The organism is Cupriavidus sp. 10L43_2 (genome assembly GCF_056395265.1).
In genome coordinates, this window is record NZ_JBFTJE010000020.1 from 113,708 (window position 1) to 134,723 (window position 21,016).

General features: G+C 67.4%; 21 protein-coding genes and 1 tRNA gene. 10 read left to right on the forward strand and 12 right to left on the reverse strand.

Features of this window, described 5'->3' with window-relative positions; translation table 11 throughout:
- Positions 1 to 112: 112 nt before the first annotated feature.
- The 10 genes from AC1DEL_RS23645 to AC1DEL_RS23690 all read right to left on the reverse strand — a co-directional run bounded on the left by AC1DEL_RS23645 (position 113) and on the right by AC1DEL_RS23690 (position 10,350).
- Positions 113 to 199, reverse strand: a tRNA-Leu gene (locus AC1DEL_RS23645).
- A gap of 86 nt (positions 200 to 285) precedes the next feature.
- A complete protein-coding gene (locus tag AC1DEL_RS23650; RefSeq protein ID WP_092300684.1) occupies positions 286 to 1,560 on the reverse strand; it encodes an amidohydrolase family protein in 1,275 nt (424 codons plus the stop codon).
- Between the two features lie 41 nt (positions 1,561 to 1,601).
- On the reverse strand, positions 1,602 to 2,555 hold the full coding sequence (locus AC1DEL_RS23655; RefSeq protein ID WP_092300762.1) for an ABC transporter permease: 954 nt from the start codon (positions 2,553 to 2,555) through the stop codon (positions 1,602 to 1,604).
- Positions 2,552 to 3,643 (reverse strand): ABC transporter permease, encoded by a 1,092-nt coding sequence (locus AC1DEL_RS23660; RefSeq protein WP_477125898.1) that lies wholly within the window; start codon positions 3,641 to 3,643, stop codon positions 2,552 to 2,554. The genes AC1DEL_RS23655 and AC1DEL_RS23660 overlap by 4 nt, the downstream gene beginning before the upstream one ends.
- Complete coding sequence (locus tag AC1DEL_RS23665; protein WP_092300690.1) at positions 3,633 to 5,189, reverse strand: ABC transporter ATP-binding protein; 1,557 nt, start codon at positions 5,187 to 5,189, stop codon at positions 3,633 to 3,635. The genes AC1DEL_RS23660 and AC1DEL_RS23665 overlap by 11 nt, the downstream gene beginning before the upstream one ends.
- 60 nt (positions 5,190 to 5,249) lie before the next feature.
- Positions 5,250 to 6,266 (reverse strand): BMP family protein, encoded by a 1,017-nt coding sequence (locus AC1DEL_RS23670; protein ID WP_092300693.1) that lies wholly within the window; start codon positions 6,264 to 6,266, stop codon positions 5,250 to 5,252.
- 78 nt (positions 6,267 to 6,344) lie between these two features.
- Positions 6,345 to 7,016 carry a TetR/AcrR family transcriptional regulator gene (locus tag AC1DEL_RS23675; protein ID WP_092300696.1) on the reverse strand — a complete coding sequence of 224 codons (672 nt, stop codon included), beginning with the start codon at positions 7,014 to 7,016 and terminating at the stop codon, positions 6,345 to 6,347.
- Positions 7,016 to 7,708, reverse strand: coding sequence for a uracil phosphoribosyltransferase (upp, locus tag AC1DEL_RS23680; RefSeq protein WP_092300699.1), 693 nt, complete (start codon positions 7,706 to 7,708; stop codon positions 7,016 to 7,018). The genes AC1DEL_RS23675 and upp overlap by 1 nt, the downstream gene beginning before the upstream one ends.
- A 102-nt stretch (positions 7,709 to 7,810) precedes the next feature.
- Positions 7,811 to 9,115: a URC4/urg3 family protein gene (locus tag AC1DEL_RS23685; RefSeq protein WP_477159193.1), complete on the reverse strand. Its 1,305-nt coding sequence runs from the start codon at positions 9,113 to 9,115 to the stop codon at positions 7,811 to 7,813.
- Positions 9,112 to 10,350, reverse strand: a complete 1,239-nt coding sequence (locus AC1DEL_RS23690) for a GTP cyclohydrolase II (RefSeq protein ID WP_092300705.1) — start codon at positions 10,348 to 10,350, stop codon at positions 9,112 to 9,114. Before AC1DEL_RS23690 ends, AC1DEL_RS23685 begins: the two co-directional genes overlap by 4 nt.
- Positions 10,351 to 10,635: 285 nt before the next feature.
- On the opposite strand from AC1DEL_RS23690, the gene AC1DEL_RS23695 reads away from it, so the two are divergent.
- Positions 10,636 to 10,932 (forward strand): hypothetical protein, encoded by a 297-nt coding sequence (locus tag AC1DEL_RS23695; protein ID WP_441592958.1) that lies wholly within the window; start codon positions 10,636 to 10,638, stop codon positions 10,930 to 10,932.
- Positions 10,933 to 10,956: 24 nt separating this feature from the next.
- Here the strand turns inward: AC1DEL_RS23695 and AC1DEL_RS23700 are convergent, their stop codons facing one another.
- Positions 10,957 to 12,051, reverse strand: a complete 1,095-nt coding sequence (locus AC1DEL_RS23700; RefSeq protein ID WP_477125897.1) for an acyltransferase family protein — start codon at positions 12,049 to 12,051, stop codon at positions 10,957 to 10,959.
- A gap of 126 nt (positions 12,052 to 12,177) precedes the next feature.
- On the opposite strand from AC1DEL_RS23700, the gene AC1DEL_RS23705 reads away from it, so the two are divergent.
- From AC1DEL_RS23705 to AC1DEL_RS23715, 3 genes are all read left to right on the forward strand, one after another.
- On the forward strand, positions 12,178 to 12,681 hold the full coding sequence (locus tag AC1DEL_RS23705; RefSeq protein WP_477125896.1) for a hypothetical protein: 504 nt from the start codon (positions 12,178 to 12,180) through the stop codon (positions 12,679 to 12,681).
- Between the two features lie 107 nt (positions 12,682 to 12,788).
- Positions 12,789 to 13,700: an amino acid ABC transporter substrate-binding protein gene (locus AC1DEL_RS23710; protein ID WP_441592955.1), complete on the forward strand. Its 912-nt coding sequence runs from the start codon at positions 12,789 to 12,791 to the stop codon at positions 13,698 to 13,700.
- 175 nt (positions 13,701 to 13,875) lie between these two features.
- Entirely contained in the window at positions 13,876 to 14,154 is a 279-nt protein-coding gene (locus AC1DEL_RS23715; protein ID WP_092300721.1) for an amino acid ABC transporter permease, read from the forward strand.
- Between the two features lie 86 nt (positions 14,155 to 14,240).
- Here the strand turns inward: AC1DEL_RS23715 and AC1DEL_RS23720 are convergent, their stop codons facing one another.
- The gene (locus tag AC1DEL_RS23720; RefSeq protein WP_092300723.1) at positions 14,241 to 15,185 is read right to left on the reverse strand and encodes a hypothetical protein; all 945 of its coding nucleotides are present in this window, start codon (positions 15,183 to 15,185) and stop codon (positions 14,241 to 14,243) included.
- Between the two features lie 329 nt (positions 15,186 to 15,514).
- Here AC1DEL_RS23720 and AC1DEL_RS23725 point away from each other — a divergent pair, with 329 nt between their 5' ends.
- From AC1DEL_RS23725 to AC1DEL_RS23750, 6 genes are all read left to right on the forward strand, one after another.
- The gene (locus tag AC1DEL_RS23725; protein ID WP_477125895.1) at positions 15,515 to 17,251 is read left to right on the forward strand and encodes a glycosyltransferase family 39 protein; all 1,737 of its coding nucleotides are present in this window, start codon (positions 15,515 to 15,517) and stop codon (positions 17,249 to 17,251) included.
- Positions 17,248 to 17,619 (forward strand): DMT family transporter, encoded by a 372-nt coding sequence (locus AC1DEL_RS23730; RefSeq protein WP_092300729.1) that lies wholly within the window; start codon positions 17,248 to 17,250, stop codon positions 17,617 to 17,619. The genes AC1DEL_RS23725 and AC1DEL_RS23730 overlap by 4 nt, the downstream gene beginning before the upstream one ends.
- A gap of 37 nt (positions 17,620 to 17,656) precedes the next feature.
- Positions 17,657 to 18,832 (forward strand): DegT/DnrJ/EryC1/StrS family aminotransferase, encoded by a 1,176-nt coding sequence (locus AC1DEL_RS23735; protein WP_477125894.1) that lies wholly within the window; start codon positions 17,657 to 17,659, stop codon positions 18,830 to 18,832.
- A complete protein-coding gene (locus AC1DEL_RS23740; RefSeq protein WP_477108420.1) occupies positions 18,811 to 19,815 on the forward strand; it encodes a glycosyltransferase in 1,005 nt (334 codons plus the stop codon). Before AC1DEL_RS23735 ends, AC1DEL_RS23740 begins: the two co-directional genes overlap by 22 nt.
- On the forward strand, positions 19,803 to 20,747 hold the full coding sequence (locus AC1DEL_RS23745; RefSeq protein ID WP_477125893.1) for a formyltransferase: 945 nt from the start codon (positions 19,803 to 19,805) through the stop codon (positions 20,745 to 20,747). Before AC1DEL_RS23740 ends, AC1DEL_RS23745 begins: the two co-directional genes overlap by 13 nt.
- Positions 20,744 to 21,016: NAD-dependent epimerase/dehydratase family protein (locus AC1DEL_RS23750; RefSeq protein WP_477159194.1), on the forward strand; the 273-nt coding region annotated here is incomplete at its 3' end. The genes AC1DEL_RS23745 and AC1DEL_RS23750, both read left to right, overlap by 4 nt.

Consider the following 21,016-nt stretch of genomic DNA (forward strand, 5'->3'; position numbering starts at 1 on the left):
CAAGCCAAAACCCGCAGAGATCGTACAAGCGCCGAAAACGAAAAAGGCCCCGAGGGGCCTTTTCTTCCGTACAAATAGAAATGGCCCCGCTTTCGCGGGGCCATTTAAATATTGGTGCCCAGAAGAGGACTCGAACCTCCACAGTGTTGCCACCGCTAGGACCTGAACCTAGTGCGTCTACCAATTCCGCCATCTGGGCTTCGTCTCGCTGCATGTCTGCGGCGATGCGAAGAAAGAGATTATGCTGCGATGGTCAGCCTCTGTCAACAGGCTATCGAAAAAATCTTAGCGCAACTGGAAGTCCACCTGTGATGGCCGGCCGTCCAGCGTCAGCGTGGCGGTAGCGGCCGGGGTACGGGCCACCACCTTGCCGGCGCGCAGCACGGCCAGCCGCGTGGCGCGCAGGCGGAGGGCCTCCACCGGATTGCGCGCCTGCAACAGCACCAGGTCCGCCCGGCAGCCCGGGGCCAGGCCGTAGCCGTCCAGGCCGAGGATTTTGGCTGGCGTCTCGGTCACGGCGGCAAAGCAGGCGCGCATGGCGTCCTGCCCGGTCATCTGGGCCACGTGCAGGCCCATGTGGGCGACCTCCAGCATGTCTCCGGTGCCGAGCCCGTACCACGGATCCATCACGCAGTCGTGCCCGAAGGCCACCGGCACCCCCGCCGCCAGCAGCTCCGGCACGCGCGTCATGCCGCGCCGCTTCGGGTAGGTGTCGTGCCGGCCCTGAAGCGTGATGTTGATCAGCGGATTGGCGATGGCCGCCACGCCGGCCTCGCGCATCAGCGGCAGCAGCTTGGACACGTAATAGTTGTCCATCGAATGCATCGACGTCAGGTGCGAGCCCGTGACGCGCCCCTGCAGCCCAAGCCGCACGGACTCGCTGGCCAGCGTCTCGATATGGCGCGACATCGGGTCGTCGCTCTCGTCGCAATGCATATCCACGCGCAGGCCGCGCGCGGCGGCTTCCTCGCACAGCAGCTTTACGGACGCCGCCCCGTCCGCCATGGTGCGCTCGAAGTGCGGAATGCCGCCGACCACGTCCACGCCCATGTCCAGCGCGCGGCGCAGGTTGTCCAGCGCGCCGGGCGCCCGCAGCACGCCGTCCTGCGGAAAGGCCACCAGTTGCAGGTCGAGGTAGGGCTTTACGCGCTCGCGCACGTGCAGCAGCGCCTCGGTGGCCAGCAGGCGCGGATCGCAGACATCCACGTGCGAGCGGATGGCCAGCAGCCCCTTGGCCACGGCCCAGTCGCAATAGGCCAGCGCGCGCTCCACGATGGCCTCCTGCGTCAGCAGCGGCTTCAGTTCGCCCCACAGGGCGATGCCCTCGAGCAGCGTGCCGGACTGGTTCACGCGCGGCAGCCCATAGGACAAAGTCGAATCCATGTGGAAGTGCGCGTCGACGAACGGCGGCGTGACGAGCTGGCCGGCGGCGTCGATCTCCTCGCCCGCCGTGGCGGCCAGGCGCGGCTCCACGGCGGCGATCTTGCCGTTGGCGATGCCGATGTCGATGTCGGTACGGCCATCGGGCAGGCTGCAGCGGCGCAGGATCAGGTCGAACATGTGGAATCTCTCTCTTATATATAGGGGGCGATGGGACCGGATCAGCGCTCGCCCTTGCGGTACGGCTTCATCAGCGCCTGCGGATAGGCCGCGCGGCGCGCCACCAGCACCAGCGCCAGGATCGACAGCACATAGGGCAGCATCAGGTACACCTGGTACGGCAGCGGCGGCAGCCCCGGCAGGCTCGCCCCGCCCTGTTGCAGACGCAGTTGCAGGGCGTCGAACGCGGCGAACAGCACCGCGCCGAGCAGCGCCCGGCCCGGCCGCCACGAGGCAAAGACCACCAGCGCCACGCAGATCCAGCCGCGCCCGTTGATCATATTGAAGAAGAACGCGTTGAAGGCGGAGAGCGTCAGGAAGGCGCCGCCCACGGCCATCAGCGCCGAGCCGGCCATGATCGCACCGATCCGCACGGCCGCCACGCGGATACCCTGTCCCTCCGCCGCCGCCGGATTCTCGCCGACCATGCGCAGGGCCAGCCCCAGCGGCGTGCGATAGAGCAGCCAGCCGATCAGCGGCGCCATGCACAGCGCCAGCAGCGTCAGGGCTGTCTCGGCGGCCATCACAGGACCGATGACGGGTACCTGCGCCCACCAGGTCATCGGCGCGAACGGGGTGATCGTCGGCGGCGACGACACCTGCGCGAAGTTCAGCCGGTAGGCGTAGTAAGACACGCTGGTGGCCAGCATCGTCACGCCCAGCCCCGCGACGTGCTGGGACAGCGCCATCGACACGGTCAGCCAGCCGTGCAACAGCCCGAAGGCCAGCCCCACGCCCGCCGCCACCGCCACGCCGCCCCAGAGCGGCGCGCCGAGGTAGACCGCCAGCCAGCCGGAGAAGGCGCCGGCCACCATGATCCCTTCGATGCCGAGGTTGAGCACCCCGGCGCGCTCGCACAGCAGCACGCCCAGCGTGCCGAAGATCAGCGGCGTGGCCACGCGCAGCACGGCGACCCAGAACGGCGCCGCGCTCACGATATCGAGCAGTTCCATCAGGCGGCCCTCCCGATGCGGTCGAGCCGCACGCGGTAGCGCGTCAGCATCGTGACTACCAGCATGGTCAGCAGCGCCACGGCGACGATCACGTCGGCGATGGCATTCGGCACGCCCACGGCGCGGCTCATGCCGTCCGCGCCCACCAGCACGCCCGCCACGAACACCGACGCGGCGATCACGCCGATCGGATGCAGCCCAGCCAGCATGGCGATGACCACCCCGGCGTAGCCGTAGCCGGGCGAGATGTCGAGGGTCAGGTAGCCGGTGCGCCCCGCCACCTCCACCACGCCGGCCAGCCCTGCCAGCGCGCCGGACAGCATCGCCGCCAGCAGGGTCACGCGCGTCACTGGCATGCCCGCGAAAGCCGCCGCGCGCGCGTTGGCGCCCACCGCACGCATCTGCAGGCCGAACACCGTGAAGCGGTTGACCGCCCACAGGATCACGGCCAGCGCCACGGCGATCAGCAGCCCGCTATGCACGCGCGAACGCTCCAGCAGCCGCGACAGTTCGAGTTCCGGCACCAGCGCGACGGACTGCGGCCAGCCCATCGCCAGCGGGTCCTTCATCGGTCCATCCAGCATCATCGACACGCCCAGCAGGACGATAAAGTTCAGCAGCAGCGTGGTGACCACCTCGTCCACCCCCAGCCGCAGCTTCAGCAGTGCCGGCACCAGCAGCAGCAACCCGCCGGCCAGCATGCCGGCCGCCACCATCAGGCCGAACAGCAGCCCGTTCGGGAGCGAAGCCGCCCAAGGCACGGCAGCCCCATCCACCTGCCCGCCCACGGCCACCGCCGCCAGCGCGCCCAGGTACAACTGCCCTTCCGCGCCGATATTGAACAGCCGCGTGCGGAACGCCACCGCCACAGCCAGCCCGGTCAGCATCAGCGGCGTGGCGCGGGTCAGCGTTTCCGACCACGCGAAGCGCGAGCCGAAGCCGCCTTCGAGCAACAGCCAATACGCCTTGCCGACCGGCGCGCCGGCCCAGGCGACCAATACGGCACAAAAACCAAGTGTGGCGACGATGGCCCCGAACGGCGCGGCCACCAGCGCGGTGCGCGAGACCGTGGTGCGTGCTTCAAGCCGCATGGGCCACCTCCCCGTGCGTTGCGGCGTGGTCCGCGCCGGCCATGGCCAGACCCAGCGTGCCGAGCGTCCAGCCGGACGCCGCGCGGGCCGGCGTCAGCCGTCCGCCATGGATCACGGCGATGCGGTCGGCCAGCGACAGCAGTTCGTCGAGATCCTCGGAAATCAGCAGCACGGCGGCCCCGGCCGCCGCCGCTTCCAGCAACTGGCGATGGACGTAGGCCACCGCGCCGATGTCCAGCCCCCAGGTGGGCTGGCTGGCGATGACCAGCCGAGGCGTCTGCGCGCCGCGTACCGACAGCGCGCGCCCCAAAATCAGCTTCTGCATATTGCCGCCGGAGAGCGTGCGCGTGGGGGCGTCGATGCCGCCGCCGCGCACATCGAATTTCTTGGCCAGCGCCGCCGCAAAGCGCCGCGCCGGTCCGCTGCGGATCACCCCGCCGCGCACGAACGCCGGGTTGCCCAGTTGCTCGGCAATCGCGTTCTCCCACACGGCCAGGTCGCCCACGGCGCCTTCAGCATGGCGATCCTCGGGCACGCGCGCCACGCCGGCGGCAATCCAGCGCCGAGGCACGGCCGGCAGGTCGATGCCTTCCACGGTCACCGTGCCGGACGATGGCGCGAGCATGCCGCTCATCAGCTCGGCCAGCGTCACCTGCCCGTTGCCGGACACGCCGGCGATGCCGACGATCTCGCCCGCATGGAGCGCCAGCGTGACATCGTGCAGTGCCACGCGGCCCTCGGCCGCCGCCACATTGGCGCGGCGCAGGGTGGCGACCAGTTCCCCAGGCGTCTCGACGGCCACGCGCCGCGGCATCTCCACACGCCGTCCCACCATCAGTTCGGCCAACTCCTGCTTGCTGGTCTCGCCGACCGCGCGCATCGCCACCAGCTTGCCGCCGCGCAGCACCGCCACGCGATGTGATACACGCAGCACTTCATCGAGCTTATGGCTGATGAAAATGACCGACAGCCCTTCGGCGATCAATTGCGCCAGCGTGGTGAACAGGCTGTCCACCTCCTGGGGCGTCAGCACGGCTGTGGGTTCATCGAGAATCAGCACCCGGGCGCCGCGATACAGCGCCTTGACGATTTCCACGCGCTGGCGCTCGCCCACGGACAGCGCGCCGACCCGCGCGTTGGGCTGGACGGCAAGGCCGAAGCGCTGGGCGATGGCCTGAACGCGCCCGAGCGCGGCGGCGCGCTGCTGGCGCCAGCGCCAGAGCGGCTCGGTGCCGATCAGGATGTTGTCGAGCACGGTGAGGTTGTCGGCCAGCGTGAAGTGCTGGTGGACCATGCCCACGCCAGCCGCCAGCGCTGCGCGCGGGTTGCCGGGCGGCAGCGTCGCGCCATCGACCTCGACGCTGCCGGCATCGGCAACGTAGTGGCCGAACAGGATATTGACCAGCGTGCTCTTGCCGGCGCCGTTCTCGCCGAGCAGGGCGAGCACCTCGCCACGCTGGAGATCGAGCGAAATGTCGTCGTTGGCGGTCAGCGGGCCGAAACGCTTGGTGATATGGGAAAGACGGAGGACGGGAGGCGATGCCATTTCAATGTTCGTGGGTGTTCTCCCCTCTCCCGCACGCGGGAGAGGGGAGTAAAACCAACCTTACGGCGTGGACTTCGGCTCCGTTTCCACCACCTTGACCGTGAACTTGCCATCGAGGATGGCGCGCTCCTTGGCCTTGACCTTGGTCATCACGTCAGCCGGCACCTTGCCCTCGAAGGTGCCCAGCGGCGCCAGCTCGGCGCCCTTGACCTTCATCAGGGAATACTGGCCGTAGTCCTCGTTCTTGAACTGGCCGGCCTTGACCTTGGCCAGCGCGGCGCCAATCGTCGGCTCCATGTTCCACAGCGCCGAGGCCACCACCGTGGCCGGGTATTGCGGCTGGGTGTTGATCACGTTGCCGATGGCCAGCTTGCCGCGCTCCTTGGCCGCGTCGGAAACGCCGAAGCGCTCGGCGTAGAGCACGTCCGCGCCCTTGTCGATCATGGCGAAGGCCGCTTCCTTGGCCTTGGGCGGATCGAACCAGGAGCCGATGAAGCTCACCGTGAACTTCACCTTCGGGTTCACCTCGCGCGCGCCTTCCATGAAGGCGTGCATCAGCCGGTTCACCTCGGGAATCGCATAGCCGCCGACCATGCCGATGTGGTTGGTCTTGGTCATGCCGCCCGCGATCATGCCGGTCAGATAGGACGGTTCCTGGATGTAGTTGTCGAACACCGAGAAATTCGGCGCCTGCGGCTTGCCCGAGGAGCCCATCAGGAAGCCGACCTTCGGGTAGTCCTTGGCGACCTTGCGCGCGGCGGCCTCCACGGCGAACGATTCGCCCACGATCAGCCCCGAGCCCTGCTCCGCGTACTGGCGCAGCACGCGCTCGTAGTCGGCATTCGACACGCTTTCCGAGAACACATAGTCGATCTCGCCGCGCGCCTTGGCCTCGTTCAGCGCCTTGTGGATACGCGAGACCCACTGCTGCTCCACCGGCACCGTGTACACCGCGGCCACCTTCACCTTTGTCTGGGCATGGGCCAGCGGCGTGGCGCCGAGGGCCACGATACCCGCCAGCGCGGCCCCCGCCGCCGCCACTTTCAGCCAGGTGCGGCGATAGCTTTCAATAGGCATGACTTCACTCCCCTTTCGCGTCGTTGCGCGTGATCGAGTACTGCGTTGGAATTCTTTTTTTCTGGTCCAGCATCGGCCTCAGGCCATGCCATGCGCGCGGGCGGACGCTGGCTCGAGCCCGCAGCCGCGCAACAGCAAGGCCACCAGATGCTCGGTGGCCTGCTGGAAGTCCTGGGCGTCCAGCCGCTTCACGCCCAGCACGGCACAGATCTGGGTTTCGAAGTCGGCATAGGTCTGCGTGGCGGCCCAGATCGTGAAGAACAGATGCTGCGGGTCCACCGCCGCCATCTGCCCGCCGGCGATCCAGGCGCGGATCACCCCCGACTTGCGCGCCACCAACTCACGAAGTGCCTCACGCAGCACCCCGCCGATCTCGGGCGCGCCATGGAGCAGCTCGTTGGCAAACACGCGCGAGGCGTCCGGGTGGCTGGCGGAGAGCCGCATCTTGGCGCGGATGTAATGCTCCAGCGCCACCTCGGGCGGATAGTCGACGCTGATGATGTCGGTCTCGGACAGCCACAGTTGCAGCGTATGGGCCAGCACCGCGCGGTACAGCGCCTGCTTGGTGCGGAAGTAGTAGTGCAGGTTCGACTTCGGCACGCCCGCGCGCAGGGCGATGTCGGCCATCGTCGCCCCGGCGAAACCCGCGCGGGCGAACACGTATTCCGCCGCGCGCAGGATCAGCGCCTCGTTCTCCTGTCGAATGCGGCCCGCCGCTTCGCGGGCGGCGGGCGCGACCAGCGCGTCCATTACTTCGTGCCGTAGAGCCGGTCGCCGGCGTCGCCGAGGCCCGGCACGATGTAGCCGTGCTCGTTGAGCTGCTCGTCGATGGCCGCCGTGACGATCGCCACGTCCGGGTGCGCCGCGCGCAGCGCCTGGAGCCCCGGGCGGGAGGCAATCAGGCAGACATACTTCATGGTCGTCACGCCGGCCTCCTTGAGCCGGTTCAGTGCCGCGATGGCGGAGTTGCCCGTGGCCAGCATCGGGTCCACCACGATCACCATGCGCTCGTGGATGTCTTCCGGCATCTTGAAGTAGTACTCGATGGGCTCCAGCGTCTCGGGGTCGCGGTAGAGCCCGATATGGCCGACGCGCGCGGCGGGCAGGAGGTCGAGCATGCCGTCCAGGAAGCCGTTGCCAGCGCGCAGGATCGACACCAGACAGAGCTTCTTGCCCGACAGCACCGGCGACACCATCGGCGCGATCGGCGTCTTGATGGCGATGGTCTCCATCGCCAGGTCGCGCGTGGCCTCGTAGGTCAGCAGCTGGCTGATCTCGCGCACCAGGCGGCGGAAGTTATCGGTAGTCGTTTCCTCGCTGCGCGCGAGCGTGACCTTGTGCTGCACCAGCGGGTGATTGACCACCATCACCATGGCTGACGGCGACGTCTCTGTATCGGCAATGGCTTGCGCGGCCGTAGGCACGGCGGACAGGTCATTCATGGTGCGCTCCTTGGGTCGACTCGCTGGTTTCATCAGGCACGACGGGCCACTGGCCCGCCGCGCCCGGCTGCCTGCAAAAACGTGGGTGGTAAAAGGCTCTCGTCAGAACACCGTGCCGTCGCTCTGGATCGCGAAAGGGGGCGTGCCGCCCGGCCTGCGCTGCGCGGCAATGCGCCGGCCCGCGGCCCAGGTGCCGCCCTCCAGCACCCGCGCCAGCGGAAAATCCTCCTGGGTGACGCCCAGCGCCTGCCGCACCCCTTCGGCCACGAGGTCGAGCCCGGTCACGGTCAGCGCGCGCCATTCCACGATCACCGGCTCATCCACCGTGTGCGTGCCCGCCGCGAAATCGGGGTTGCGCGGCACCATCAGCTCGAAATCGAACAGCAGGCCGCCGTTGCGGTACTCGGGCAGGCCGGTCAGGGCGTCCAGCCCGGTGACGATGAGGCCGGCGTCCTCGAGCGGCTCCAGCAGCGAATAGGTCAGCCACTGGGTGAGCTTGTGAAACGGCACCAGCCCGTCGGGCGCGGCTTCATGGTGCCAGCAGTCGCCCAGCGAGATGCCATCGAGCTGCACGCGGCCCGGCCAGACCGGCCCGAGCGCCACCAGCAGCGTGCGCAGCACGAAGCTGGCCTCGATGCGGCCATCGACGGCATGTTTGGCGAAGTAGTCGTACAGATTGCCGAGCCGGGCCGGCGTGCCGAAGACGGCCGGGGTGGCTTGCACCACCTCCCCCAGCCGGCGCAGCAGGCCGGCGCGGCCTTCCAGCCCCACCAGCGGGTTGTGCGCGGCCACCTGGAAAGCGGTGGCGATGGTCGAGGCGTCCATGCGCGCCAGCCGCTCGCCATCGGCACGCAAGGGGTCGCCATGCTCGGCGGAGAAGCCGCCGCGCGCGAAGAGATCGAAGCTGGCCACGCCGAGCCCCTCGGAGCGGGTCAGCATCAGGTCGCTGGCCGGATCGCGGTAGCGCCAGTCAGCGCCGGCACCGGCATCGAGCAGCACGCTCGGGATGACCAGGTCGATGCCGATGCGCGCGCGTTCCTCGCAATGATYGGCGCCGGACATGCCCGCCCGCTCGCACAGGATCTGCCAGCGGTCGAGCTTTTCCTCGCCCGGACCGCCGCTCTCGAAATGGCGCCAGCGGCTGTGATACGGCACCTTGAGGTCGCGGTAGCGGCGCCGGATGGTGGCCGCCACGTAGTCCGCCACGGCGTGCACCCGGTCTGGATGCCAAGTAAAGAGCGCAGAGTCGCCCGCCGCCACGTATTCCGTCACAATGGCGCACCGGCTGCGCACAGCCTCCGCGCTCAACAGCGCCGAGGCGGGATGGTCCGGCGGCACCGGGGTGTGCCAGCCGCTGCCATCGCCATCGATCCGTGCGTCCTGCCCTCCTTCGGAATGCTGGTTCATTCGTTCAACCCCCTGCCCTTTGCCAGGGCGAGTTCGTCGGCGTCCGGCGGCGTGTACCGCGTGAAGTACCCCGCCGCCACCTTTGCATCGATTTCCACGCGCGCGTCGGCCGGGATCAGCGCCTCGGGAATGGCCACCTGCTCCACCACCTCGATGCCCTGCGCGGTCAGCGCGCCATGTTTCATATTGCTCATGGACGCCCAGCGGTCGATCCGCCGGATGCCCAGCCAGTGGAAGACGTCGGGCATCAGTTCCTGGAACCGCATGTCCTGCACGCCCGCCACGCATTCGGTCCGCGCGAAGTAGGTTTCGGCGCGGTCGCCGCCCACCTGGCGCTTGCGCGCGTTGTAGACCAGGAACTTGGTCACCTCGCCCAACGCGCGGCCCTCCTTTCGGTTATAGACCACCAGGCCTACGCCGCCCTGCTGCGCCATCTCGATACAGACCTCGATGCCGTGCGCCAGATAGGGCCGGCACGTGCAGATGTCGGAGCCGAACACGTCCGAGCCATTGCATTCGTCGTGCACGCGGCAGGCCACGCGGGTCTCCGGCTGGCCCAGCTTGGCCACATCGCCGAAGAAATAGAGCGTCATGCCACCGATGGGGGGGAGGAAGACCTTGAGGTCGGGCCGCGTGACGAGTTCCGGGAACATGCCGCCGGTCTGCTCGAACAGGCTGCGCCGCAGGATGCTTTCCTTGATATTGAAGCGCCGCGCCAGGCCCGGCAGGTACCAGACCGGGTCCACGGCGGCCTTGGTCACGCGCACATCGCCATTGGGATAGAGGATCTCGCCATCGGGCACCAGCCGGCCAGCGGCGATGGCCGCCGTCAGCTCCGGCATATTGATATGGGCGCGCGTGACGGCGATGGTCGGGCGGATGTCCACGCCGGCGGCGATGCGGTCTGCGAAGACGGTGGAGACGAGGTGGCCCCAGGGGTCGAGCGAGACGATCTTGTCCGGATCGCCCCACTGGGCATGGGGCCCGATGGACTCGGCCGGCGCCGTGTCGGTCAGGTCCGGCCGATGCGCGCGCTGCAGGCTGCCCGAGGCCACCGCCAGCGCGCGATAGATCGCATAGGCCCCGGCGTGGGTGCCGATCACGTTGCGGCGCGTGAGGTCCGTGAGGCTGGCGATGACCGGTCCCCGCTCGGCCGCCGTGGGGGCGCCCCAGTGGATCGGCTCGGCCGGCTTGTCGCGGCGCGCGTGCGAGGTCAGGACGATGTGATCGGACATGACAGCCTCTTCCCCGGATGCCCCGGTATCTGGAATCCTGACCAAATGGTCAGGTTTGTATCTCCATACTAGGCAACGTTCGTGCCATCGCCCAAGTGGGGTTGTTACGGTAGGTGTTGCGCCGAACGCACCGTGGCAGTGCGTTGCCCGCGCCAAGGCGAGGCGGTGGGCACCATCAGGGCGATGGGGTCAATTTAGGACTTCGGCTATGTCGAGGTCGACAGGCATTTTCCATACTGGCTGCATCGCGCCCCAGACGGGGCCAGCCACAGCATGGAGAACATCATGAAACTACTATCCGCCTTAGCGGCAGTCGCCGCATCCCTCAGCGTGTTGGCGCCTGTGGCGGCGCATGCCGCGGGGACATCGGCCAGCCCGCTGCCCGCCTCCTGCGTGACGGTGTCGGCGCAGGCCGGCGAGGCCCAGCGGGCACCCGGGCCGCGCGTGCGGTGCGTGCTGCCGTCCGGCAAGGTGTCGGGCATGGTGCCCGTGGGAGGGATGTCGCACGGGGCGCCCGCGGACTGGCGCCGGGTCATCGAGGACCCGGCCGCCCGCAAGGCGCTGGTGCCGACATACAGCTGAGAGCGCTAAGGCGCTAAGGCCAGATCAGGCCTCGGAAGTGACCGACTTGTCACGCGCCGGCCAGATCGCCTCGCGCAACACATGGAGGACATCGACCGATTCCACATAGCGATGGAACACCGCCCCGGCCAGATTGCTGGCGACCCAGGCGGCCCCCATGCCCAGTGCGTTGAGCACGGGCTGCCCCGGCGCCAGGTGCGAGACCGCCGCATTGACCACCAGGCAAACCGGAAAGTGGACCAGGAAGACCGAATAGGAAATCTTGCCGAAATAGGCCGAGAGATCCGCCAGACGGCCGCCGGGCCAGCGCTCCAGCCAGTCCCCGCGCCGGGAGATGGCCAGCAGCAGCGCCGTGGCCAGCGCCACCGCGATGCGCAGCCGGAAGTCCACCACCAGCGCCGCCACGCCCAGCGAGGCCAGCAGGATCAGCGCCATCGGCGAGCGCCCCGGGTTCGACACCCAGTAGGCCAGCGTGCCCATGCCATAGGCACCAAAGAAATAGATCGCCCAGATATCCCAGCTGGCGTCGCGGTTGAACCAGAACAGCGACGCCACGGCCAGCGCACCCACCAGCGCCATGCCCCACGGCAGGCGCCGACGCGGCGCCGCGCGCGCCATCCACAGCACCATCACGAGCAAGGCGAACAGTTGCAGGTCGATGGCGATATACCAGACGCCGGCGGACAGCGCGTCCACATCGAGAATGTTGTGCAGCAGGAGCAGATGCGCGACGAACTGCGCCAAGTGCGGGGCGGCCGGAATGGAGTCATGCGTCATCCAGGTGCGCGCCAGCGCAGCCCCGGCAATCGCCACGAGAATGGCAACGGCAAACGGCACCACCAGCTTCTGATAACGGCGCCAGATGGTCCCCAGCGGATTCGCGGCCGTCAGAATCCCGCCCGGCGCCAGGCTGCGCGCGGCCAGGAAACCACTGACAACAAGAAAGACCTGCACGGCAATGCGCGCATAGTCGGCCAGCCAGCCAATCAGCCCCGGGGCAAGGGCGTGCGCGGCATCGGACATCGGCCCGTAGAAGGCCAGATGGTGCAACACGATCAGCTGTGAGCTGACCGCCTTCAGCGCGTCAATGCACGCCAAACGAGAAGGACGGGTGCCCATTTGTTATGAGAACGATACAAAGGTGCGGGATTGTACCTTGTTGGTGCAGGGACGGATGGGGGTCAAAGGTTACGGATGTAACAAGGATAGGTGGGATGGCGCGCCGGCCACGATGAAAGTCAAACCATGCCCAATTCTTGGGCGCGTCTGATAGACCTCTCAGACAATGCGCGGGTAGAACGTCTGCTGGTTCAACCCTATCGGCTTCTTGGCACGACGCCGACGCCACGGGAAATCATCGAACTTCTGGATCTCGAAGGAACTGCCCGGCGCATCGAAATGAGGAGTTTATGTATTATGCAAAAGACATGGAATTACAGGTTCGTTATTAAAATAATCGCTGGCATCATTCTCGCCTTCATCGTCGTTATTATGCCTGCAGATATCTGGGACGCATGGACTGTCCCTCATGAATACCCCTTTGGAGAGGAAGGCCCAGCCGCTTCGATGTGGGCTTATCGATCCCAGCAGAATTATCTGATATCAAGCATCTCACTCTGGACCACCAGCACCCTCGCCCTCTGGTCCCTGCTTGCCAGGCGCGCCCGAATGCGGACCCGCATCCTGTGCGCGCTCCCCTTTGCCGTGGTCTGGGCGCTGATGGCCTATGACGGCTCCCGGTTGACCTAGCGCGGCCCGTTCCCCAAAACCGGGCATTTGCTTATGACGAGAATATCCTTCCTGCGCCGCAGGCCCGGGGTATACCCTTGCCGCTTTCGTCAGCACCCTCGGATCCCATGTCGCCGTTTGCCTCGTTTTCGTCCCTGCAACGCCTGATTGCCGCTGCTGCCCTGCTCGCCGGGGTAGTGGCGCCTGCTCTCGCCCATGCCGATAGCCCGGTTCTCAACAAGATTCGCGAGACGGGCACGATTACGCTCGGCTATCGGGAATCGGCGTTGCCGTTCTCGTTTGCCGACGACAAGGGCCAGCCGGCCGGGTATGCGGTGGATCTCTGCCTGCGTGCCGCCGAGGCCGCCCGCGTCAAGGCCGGGTTGAAGGAGATCAAGGTGCGCTGGCTGCCGCTGACGCCGCAGAACCGCATTCCGGCCGTCGTCAATGGGCTGGTCGACCTCGATTGCGCGCCCAATACCAATACGCTGGAGCGCCAGAAGCAGGTGGCGTTCAGCGTTTCGCACTATGTATCCACGGTGCGGATGCTGGTACGGGCCGATTCGGGTATCAAGTCGCTCGAGGATCTGCGTGGCAAGACCGTGGTGACCAGCGCCGGCTCCACCGGCGACCGCCACGTGCGACGCCTGAAGGCCGACTATGGCTATCGGGACGTCTACGCCAAGGATCATGGCGAGTCGTTCCTGCTGCTGGAGACGGGCCGCGCCCAGGCCTTCGTCATGGACGATGTGCTGCTGGCCGGGCTGCGCGCCAAGTCGAAGGATCCGTCGCAGTTCGTGATTGTCGGCCCGGCGCTGTCGGTGGAGCAGAACGCGCTGATGATGTCCAAGGCGGACCCGGAGTGGAAGCGGCTGGTCGATCAGGCGCTGGCGGGCACCTTCGCCACGCCGGACGTCGTCGCGCTGCAAAAGCGCTGGTTCCAGCAGCCGATTGGCACGCGTGGCACCAACCTCGCGCTGGCGCCCTCCGCCGAGGTCACACAGGCCTGGAAGCACCCCTCTGACGCCGTGACCGAATAAGCACTTTTCGGCATCCATCTCGGGGCGGCACGCGGCTGCCGCCCCCGGAAAACCCCTGAGTTGACGGCTTCACCGGCCTTGGACACACTGGCCCGAGCGGGCTGACATGCTGTTTACTGGCCGGTAAGCCCGCACAACGCGAACCGCCGGAAGGCGGCACCACTCAGGAGATCCCATGAACAAGATCATCGCCACCGCAGTTGCGCTGGGCCTGGCTACCGCCTCCGTGGCGGCCATCGCACAGGACAAGAAGCAGTTCGACCCGTACTCGCAAGGCGCGAAGTCCGGCGAGAAATTCGACACCTACAGCCAGGGTGCGAAGTCCGGCGACAAGTTCGACCCGTACAGCCAGGGCGCGAACAAGAGCACCCGTGCGGATCTGGTGGATCAGTCGGGCCAGCCGAAGAAGGACAAGACCAAGAAGACCACCAAGAAGCCCACGCAGGGCAACTGATTGGCCGCTGGCCGGTCACGGATCTTCCCGTGCGGAAACAGACCCCCCAAGACATTGGGGGGTTTTTTATTGGCCGGATGCGGGTGTCAGCGCTCCGCCGGGGCCTCGGGGTCCAGCATTTCCAGCCCGGTCACGTCCACGCGCTGGACCTTGTTGTTCTGGCGGACTTCGGTGCGCAGTACGAAGGCCTCCATCGGGCAGTACCAGTCGGTGACGTGCAGCACGCTCGGCTCCAGCTGCAGGATCTCGTCGCCCACCATCAACGGGCCCAGCGAGGTGCGCTTCTCATAAGTGATGGGCATGCACTCCTTGCGTCCCATCACGGTATTGATCATCTGGCGTCGCCCCACCATGCGGGAGCCGACGATGATCGACGCATGCAGGGCCTGCATCGTGCCCACCACCTCGTCGGCGCCGAGCGGATAGATCTTCAGCGAGACGCTCGACTGGAAGGTCTCGCCCTCGAGCATCGCCCCCTCCTTGATCTCCACGCCGGCATAGTTGAAAACGCCGCTACCCGTAAACGACGCCTCGCCGAACATCCGCGCATATCGGGCCCGGGCGTTGATCACCGCGTTGCGGCTGTCGATGCGCGTGCGCATGGTGGCGCTGCTGCGGTCGATATTGATCTCGTGCACCTGGTCCATCACCACCGGGGGGCCCATCAGCGCCGACAGCGCCGACTTGGAGCGCACTTCGAGCTGGGCGCTGCAGCCGCGCGCCGTGCGCATCACCTCGCGCAGCGTCATGGTGATCGACATCGGCATCTCGCCGTCGCCTTCCATCTGCACGCGGGAGCCGGAGCGGAACCACGGGGCGTCGCACAAGGCTGCACCGGCCGGCATGGGCACGGGGGACATGCCGGCGACGGGCGCGGCGTCGGCGGCCGGGGCGGCCGGGGCGGCCGGGGCGGCCGGGGCGGTCTGAGCGATCTGGGCGATTTCGGCAGCCGGCTCCGATGCCTGTGAATGTGCTCCATTCGCCACTGCGAGCAGGCTGAAACAGAGACCGGACATCAGGGCCGTTTTCATCGTAGTTTCCTGAGGATTCGACAAACCGGCCTGCCGGGACTGATCGTGGCGCGGTGCAGCCGCCAGTATTACGCGAATCCGGCACATGGGGAATCCTGGCCGGCGGCGGCACCGGCGCGTCGTGCTAACATTGCGCGCCAATTTGGCGACCGGACGGGGGAGCCAATCGGCCATGGCCGGTCGTTCCAGGGGAACCCCTGCCCTTCCGCGAGGTTCTCACCGCGGCGGGGAATGCGTGTCCACCGAATCCGGCCCTGCGGCGTTGTGTGGTGTCTGCTGCACAACCGGGACCACATCGCTTCCGGTTCGCCGGCCATTTCAGGAGAGTTATGCGTAGTTCCACGCCCTCGCGCTATGCCGGGCTACCCGTCGGCATGATTGCCCTGGTCGTCATCGCAATCCTGCTGGTCTGGTTCGGCACGCTCGACTTCCGGCACCTGCTGAAGCCGGACGAAGGCCGCTACGCGGAAATCTCGCGCGAGATGTTCGCCAGCGGCGACTGGGTGACCATCCACTACAACGCCCTGAAGTACTTCGAGAAGCCCCCGTTCCATATGTGGGTCACCACGCTGGCCTACGAGGCTTTCGGCGTGGGCGACTGGCAGGCGCGGCTGTGCGTGGCGCTCTCGGGCATCCTCGGGCTGGGCGTTACGGTGCTCGCCGCCACGCGCTGGTTCGGCGCGCGTGCCGGCCTGCTGGCCGGGCTGGCCCTGCTGGCGGCGCCGATGTGGAGCATCGCCGGCCACTTCAACGCCCTCGACATGACGCTGTCCGGCGCGCTCGCGTGCGTGCTGGCCTGCATGATGCTTGCCCAGCATCCGGACGCCACGCCCGCCGCCCGGCGCGGCTGGATGCTGGCCTGCTGGGTCGCCATGGGCGTCGCCATCCTGACCAAGGGTTTGGTCGGCATCGCGCTGCCGGGCCTGGCCCTCGTGGTTTACTCGCTGATCACGCGCGATCTGGCGCTGTGGCGGCGCCTGCATCTGGTGTCCGGCATCGTCGTCATGCTGATCGTCACGGTGCCGTGGTTCTGGCTGATTTCCTCGCGCAACCCCGAATTCCCCCATTTCTTCTTTATCCACGAGCACTGGGACCGCTATACGTCCACCGTGCATGCGCGCAAGGGCACGCCGTTCTACTTCGTGCCGCTGCTGCTGCTGGGCTTCCTGCCGTGGCTGGGCCTGACGCCGCGCATGTGGACCGCCGTGCGCGAGCGCGCCGGGGCCGCGCGCGGGGCCGGCGGCAAGCCGTTCCAGCCCGCGCTGATGGCACTGATCTGGGCCGTGGCGATTTTCGTCTTCTTCAGCATGTCCGGCTCCAAGCTGCCCGGTTACATCGTGCCGATCTTCCCCGCGCTGGCGATGCTGGCCGGCGTGGCGCTGGACGACATCACCGAGCGCTCCTGGCAACGCCAGGTCAACGCGCTGATGGCGCTGGCCGTGGTGGGCCTGCTGGCCACGCCGTATGTGGCCACGCTGCATCGCCCGGCCAATCCAAACGAGGTCTTCCGCACGTTTGCCGTGTACACGGGCGTCGCGTTTGCCGTACTCTTGGGCGGCACGATACTGGCGCGCAAGCTGTTGCAGTCAAGGGGCCTGTTCCCCAGCATCACGGCGTGTGCGCTGGCGATGTTCCTGACCTGCACCATCGGCCTGATGGGCCATGAAGTGATGGGCCGGCGGGCGTCCGGTGTGGATCTGGTGCCCGCCATCCGTGCCGTGCTGAAAGACGATATGCCCCTGTACGGCGTGCGGGTACTCGACCATACCCTGCCGTTCTACCTGGGACATCCGCTGACGATGGTGGAGGAGCCCGATGAGCTTGAATTTGGCGTGCAGCAGGCCCCGGACCAGTGGATTCCCACACTGGACCAGTTCATCGCGCGCTGGCGCGACGGCCAGCCCGCGCTGGGCATCATGGACCCGAGCCTCTACGACGAGCTGTCGGCACGGCAGGTCCCGATGCATGTGGTGGCGCGCGATAGCCGGCGCGTCGTGGTCAGCAACTTTCCGCCGTCCGGTGCCCCGGCACCGGCAGGCACTCCGGAACCCAAGCCCGCGTCATGACGCTTTCGACTTTCGCTTTCATCCTGACCGGCGTGATGCTCAACGCCGCCGCGCAGTTGCTGCTCAAGGCCGGCACCAATGCCGTGGGCGCCATCACGCTGGACCGCGCCACGCTGTTCACCACCGCGTTCCGCGTGCTGACGCAATGGCCGGTGATCGGCGGCCTGACGCTGTACGTGGTCAGCGTGGCGGTGTGGATCGTCGGGCTGTCGCGCGTGGACGTGTCCATCGCCTACCCCATGCTGTCGCTGGGCTACGTGGTCAACGCGCTGGCGGCGTGGTGGCTGTTCGGCGAGATGATTGGTCCCTTGCGCGTAGCCGGCATCCTGCTGATACTGGCCGGAGTCTTCCTGATTGCACGATCCTGAGCGTACGCGCCTGAGCCCCCGTGCCCCACAAAGAACCATGACCGTTACCGCAGCCCAGCCCTTCCTGCCGTTCGTGCGGCCCGAGATCGACACCGAGACCATTGCCGAGGTCGGCAAGGTGCTTGCTTCCGGATGGATCACTTCCGGCCCGAAGATGCAGGCGTTTGAAGCGGCGCTGTCCGATGTGTTCGGCGGCCGGCCGGTGCGGACGTTCGCCAACGGCTCCGCCACGATGGAGATCGCGCTGCGCGTGGCCAATATCGGCCCGGGCGACGAAGTCATCACCACGCCGACCACCTGGGTGGCCACGGCCAACGTGGTCCTCGCCGTGGGCGCCCGCCCGGTGTTCGTCGATATCGACCCGCGCACCCGCAACCTCGACCTGGACGCCGTCGAGGCCGCCATCACGCCGCGCACGCGGGCGATCATGCCGGTCTACCTGTCCGGCCTGCCCGTGGACATGGACCGGCTCTACGCCATCGCGGACAAGCACCAGCTGCGCGTGATCGAGGACGCCGCCCAGGCCATCGATTCCCGCTGGCGCGGCCAGCGCATCGGCGCGTTCGGCGACCTGGCCAGCTTCAGCTTCCAGGCGAACAAGAACATCACCACCATCGAAGGCGGCTGCCTCGTGCTGAACTCGCCCGAGGAAGCCCTGCGTGCCGAGCGCCTGCGCCTGCAAGGCGTGATCCGCACCGGCATGGACGGCATGGACGTGGAAGAACCCGGCGGCAAGTTCAACCTGACCGACGTCAACGCCGCCATCGGGCTGGCGCAGCTGCCGAAGCTGGACGCCATCACCGCCAAGCGCGCCGCGCTGGCCGAGACCTACTTCCGCTGCGCCGCCGACACGGGGCTGGCCGATCTCGGCATCGAGCTGCCGCTGCCGCTGGACCCCGCCGGCGCCACCACCAACTGGCACATGTTCCAGGTGGTGCTGCCCACGGACCGCCTGCGCGGCGGCCCGGCGGAAGCGCGCCGCCACGTGATGGAGGCGCTGCGCGAGCAAGGCATCGGCACGGGTGTCCACTATCCGCCCATCCACCTGTTTACCCACTACCGCTCACTCGGCTGGCGCGAAGGCATGCTGCCCCACGCCGAGCGCATCGGACGCGGCATCGTCACGCTGCCGCTGTTTCCTGCCATGCATGCCACCGACGTGGAGCGGGTATGCGCAACTCTCAGCGAAACATGCAAACGCCTTTCTCTCTAAGCCCCGTCGAGGTCTCGGTCGTCGTCCCCGTCTACAACGAGGAGGATGGCCTGCAGGCGCTGTTCGACCGCCTTTACCCGGCGATGGATGCCATGGGCGAGTCGTACGAGCTGATCTTCATCAATGACGGCAGCCATGACCGCTCCCCGCAGATCCTGGCAGCGCAGTTCCACAAGCGTCCGGACGTCACGCGCGTGGTGCTGTTCAACGGCAACTTTGGCCAGCACATGGCCATCCTGGCCGGGTTCGAGCACACGCGCGGGCGCATCGTCATCACGCTGGACGCGGACCTGCAGAACCCGCCCGAGGAAATCCCGCGCCTGGTGGCCGCCATGCGCGAGGGCCATGACTACGTGGGCACGATTCGCCGCCAGCGCAACGACACGGCGTTCCGGCGCTATGCGTCGCGCGCGATGAACCAGCTGCGCGAGCGCATCACCAAGATCAAGATGACGGACCAGGGCTGCATGCTGCGCGCCTATGACCGCAACATCATCGACACGATCAACGCCTGCCGCGAGGTGAACACCTTCATCCCGGCGCTGGCGTACACGTTCTCGTCCAATCCGGTCGAGATCGAGGTCGGCCACGAGCAGCGTTTCGCGGGGGAGTCGAAGTATTCGCTCTACCAGCTGATCCGCCTCAACTTCGACCTCGTTACCGGCTTCTCGATCGTGCCGCTGCAGTGGTTCTCGGCGATTGGCACGCTGCTGTCGATCTCCTCGGCGGGCCTGTTCGTCGTGCTGCTGATTCGGCGCTTCCTGCTCGGCTCGGAAGTGCAGGGGGTGTTCACCCTGTTCGCCCTGAACTTCTTCCTGGTCGGCATCATGCTGTTCGGCATCGGCCTGCTTGGCGAATACGTGGGCCGGATCTACCAGGAAGTGCGCGACCGCCCGCGCTACCGCATCCAGGCCGTGCTCGAGCGTGACCCGCTCCGGACGCCGGCGGACCAGACCGCCGTGGAGGAATCGTGCGCGCGGTAGTCTTCGCCTACCACAACGTTGGCGACCGCTGCCTGCGCGTGCTGCACGCGCGGGGCGTGGACGTGGCGTTGGTGATCACCCATCGTGACCGGCCCGACGAGAACATCTGGTTCCGCCGCGTGGCCGATACCGCCGTGGAGCTGGGCATCCCCTTCCTGCACGGCGAAGATCCGACCGACCCGGCACTGGCCGAGGCCGTGCGCGCCGCCCGGCCCGATGTCATCTTCTCGTTCTACTACCGGGCGATGATTCCGGCCGAGGTGCTGGCCATCGCGCCGCAGGGCGCATTCAACATGCATGGCTCGCTGCTGCCGAAGTATCGCGGCCGCGTGCCGGTGAACTGGGCGGTGATCCACGGCGAGACCGAGACCGGCGCCACGCTGCACGCGATGGAAGCCAAGCCGGACGCCGGCTATATCGTCGACCAGACCGCCGTGCCGATCCTGCCCGACGACACCGCCGGCGAGGTCTTCGAGAAAGTCACCGTCGCCGCCGAGCAGACGCTCTGGCGCGCCCTGCCGGCCATGATGAGCGGCCATACGCCCAAGCGTCCCAATCGGCTGGCCGATGGCAGCTACTTCTCGGGCCGCAAGCCCGAGGACGGTCGCATCGACTGGCACCAGCCGGCCTCCGCCGTCTACAACCTGATTCGCGCGGTGGCGCCGCCCTACCCGGGCGCGTTCACCGAGCTGGACGGCCATCGCCTGATCGTGGCCGCCGCGCGCCGTATCCCTGCCCTGCCATCGGTCCCGCTGCAGCCCAAGGGGCTGCGCGTGATCGATGACCGCATCGTCGCCGTCTGCGGCGACGGCGGCATGCTGCATATCCGTACGCTGCTGGAAGGCGCCTCCGCCGATCACGCCGCGCCGGTTACCGTTTCTGCCCTTCAATCCATCATCGCAACTGCACAGTCCAGAGAGGAAAACCGATGAAAAAGGTCCTGATTCTTGGTGTCAACGGCTTCATCGGCCATCACCTCACGCGCCGCATCCTGGAGACCACCGACTGGGAGGTCTACGGCATGGACATGGCCTCAGACCGCCTCGGCGACCTGGTGAGCCATCCGCGCATGCACTTCTTCGAAGGTGACATCACCATCAACAAGGAGTGGATCGAGTACAACATCCGCAAGTGCGACGTGGTGCTGCCGCTGGTGGCCATCGCCACCCCGGCCACCTACGTGCGTCACCCGCTGCGCGTG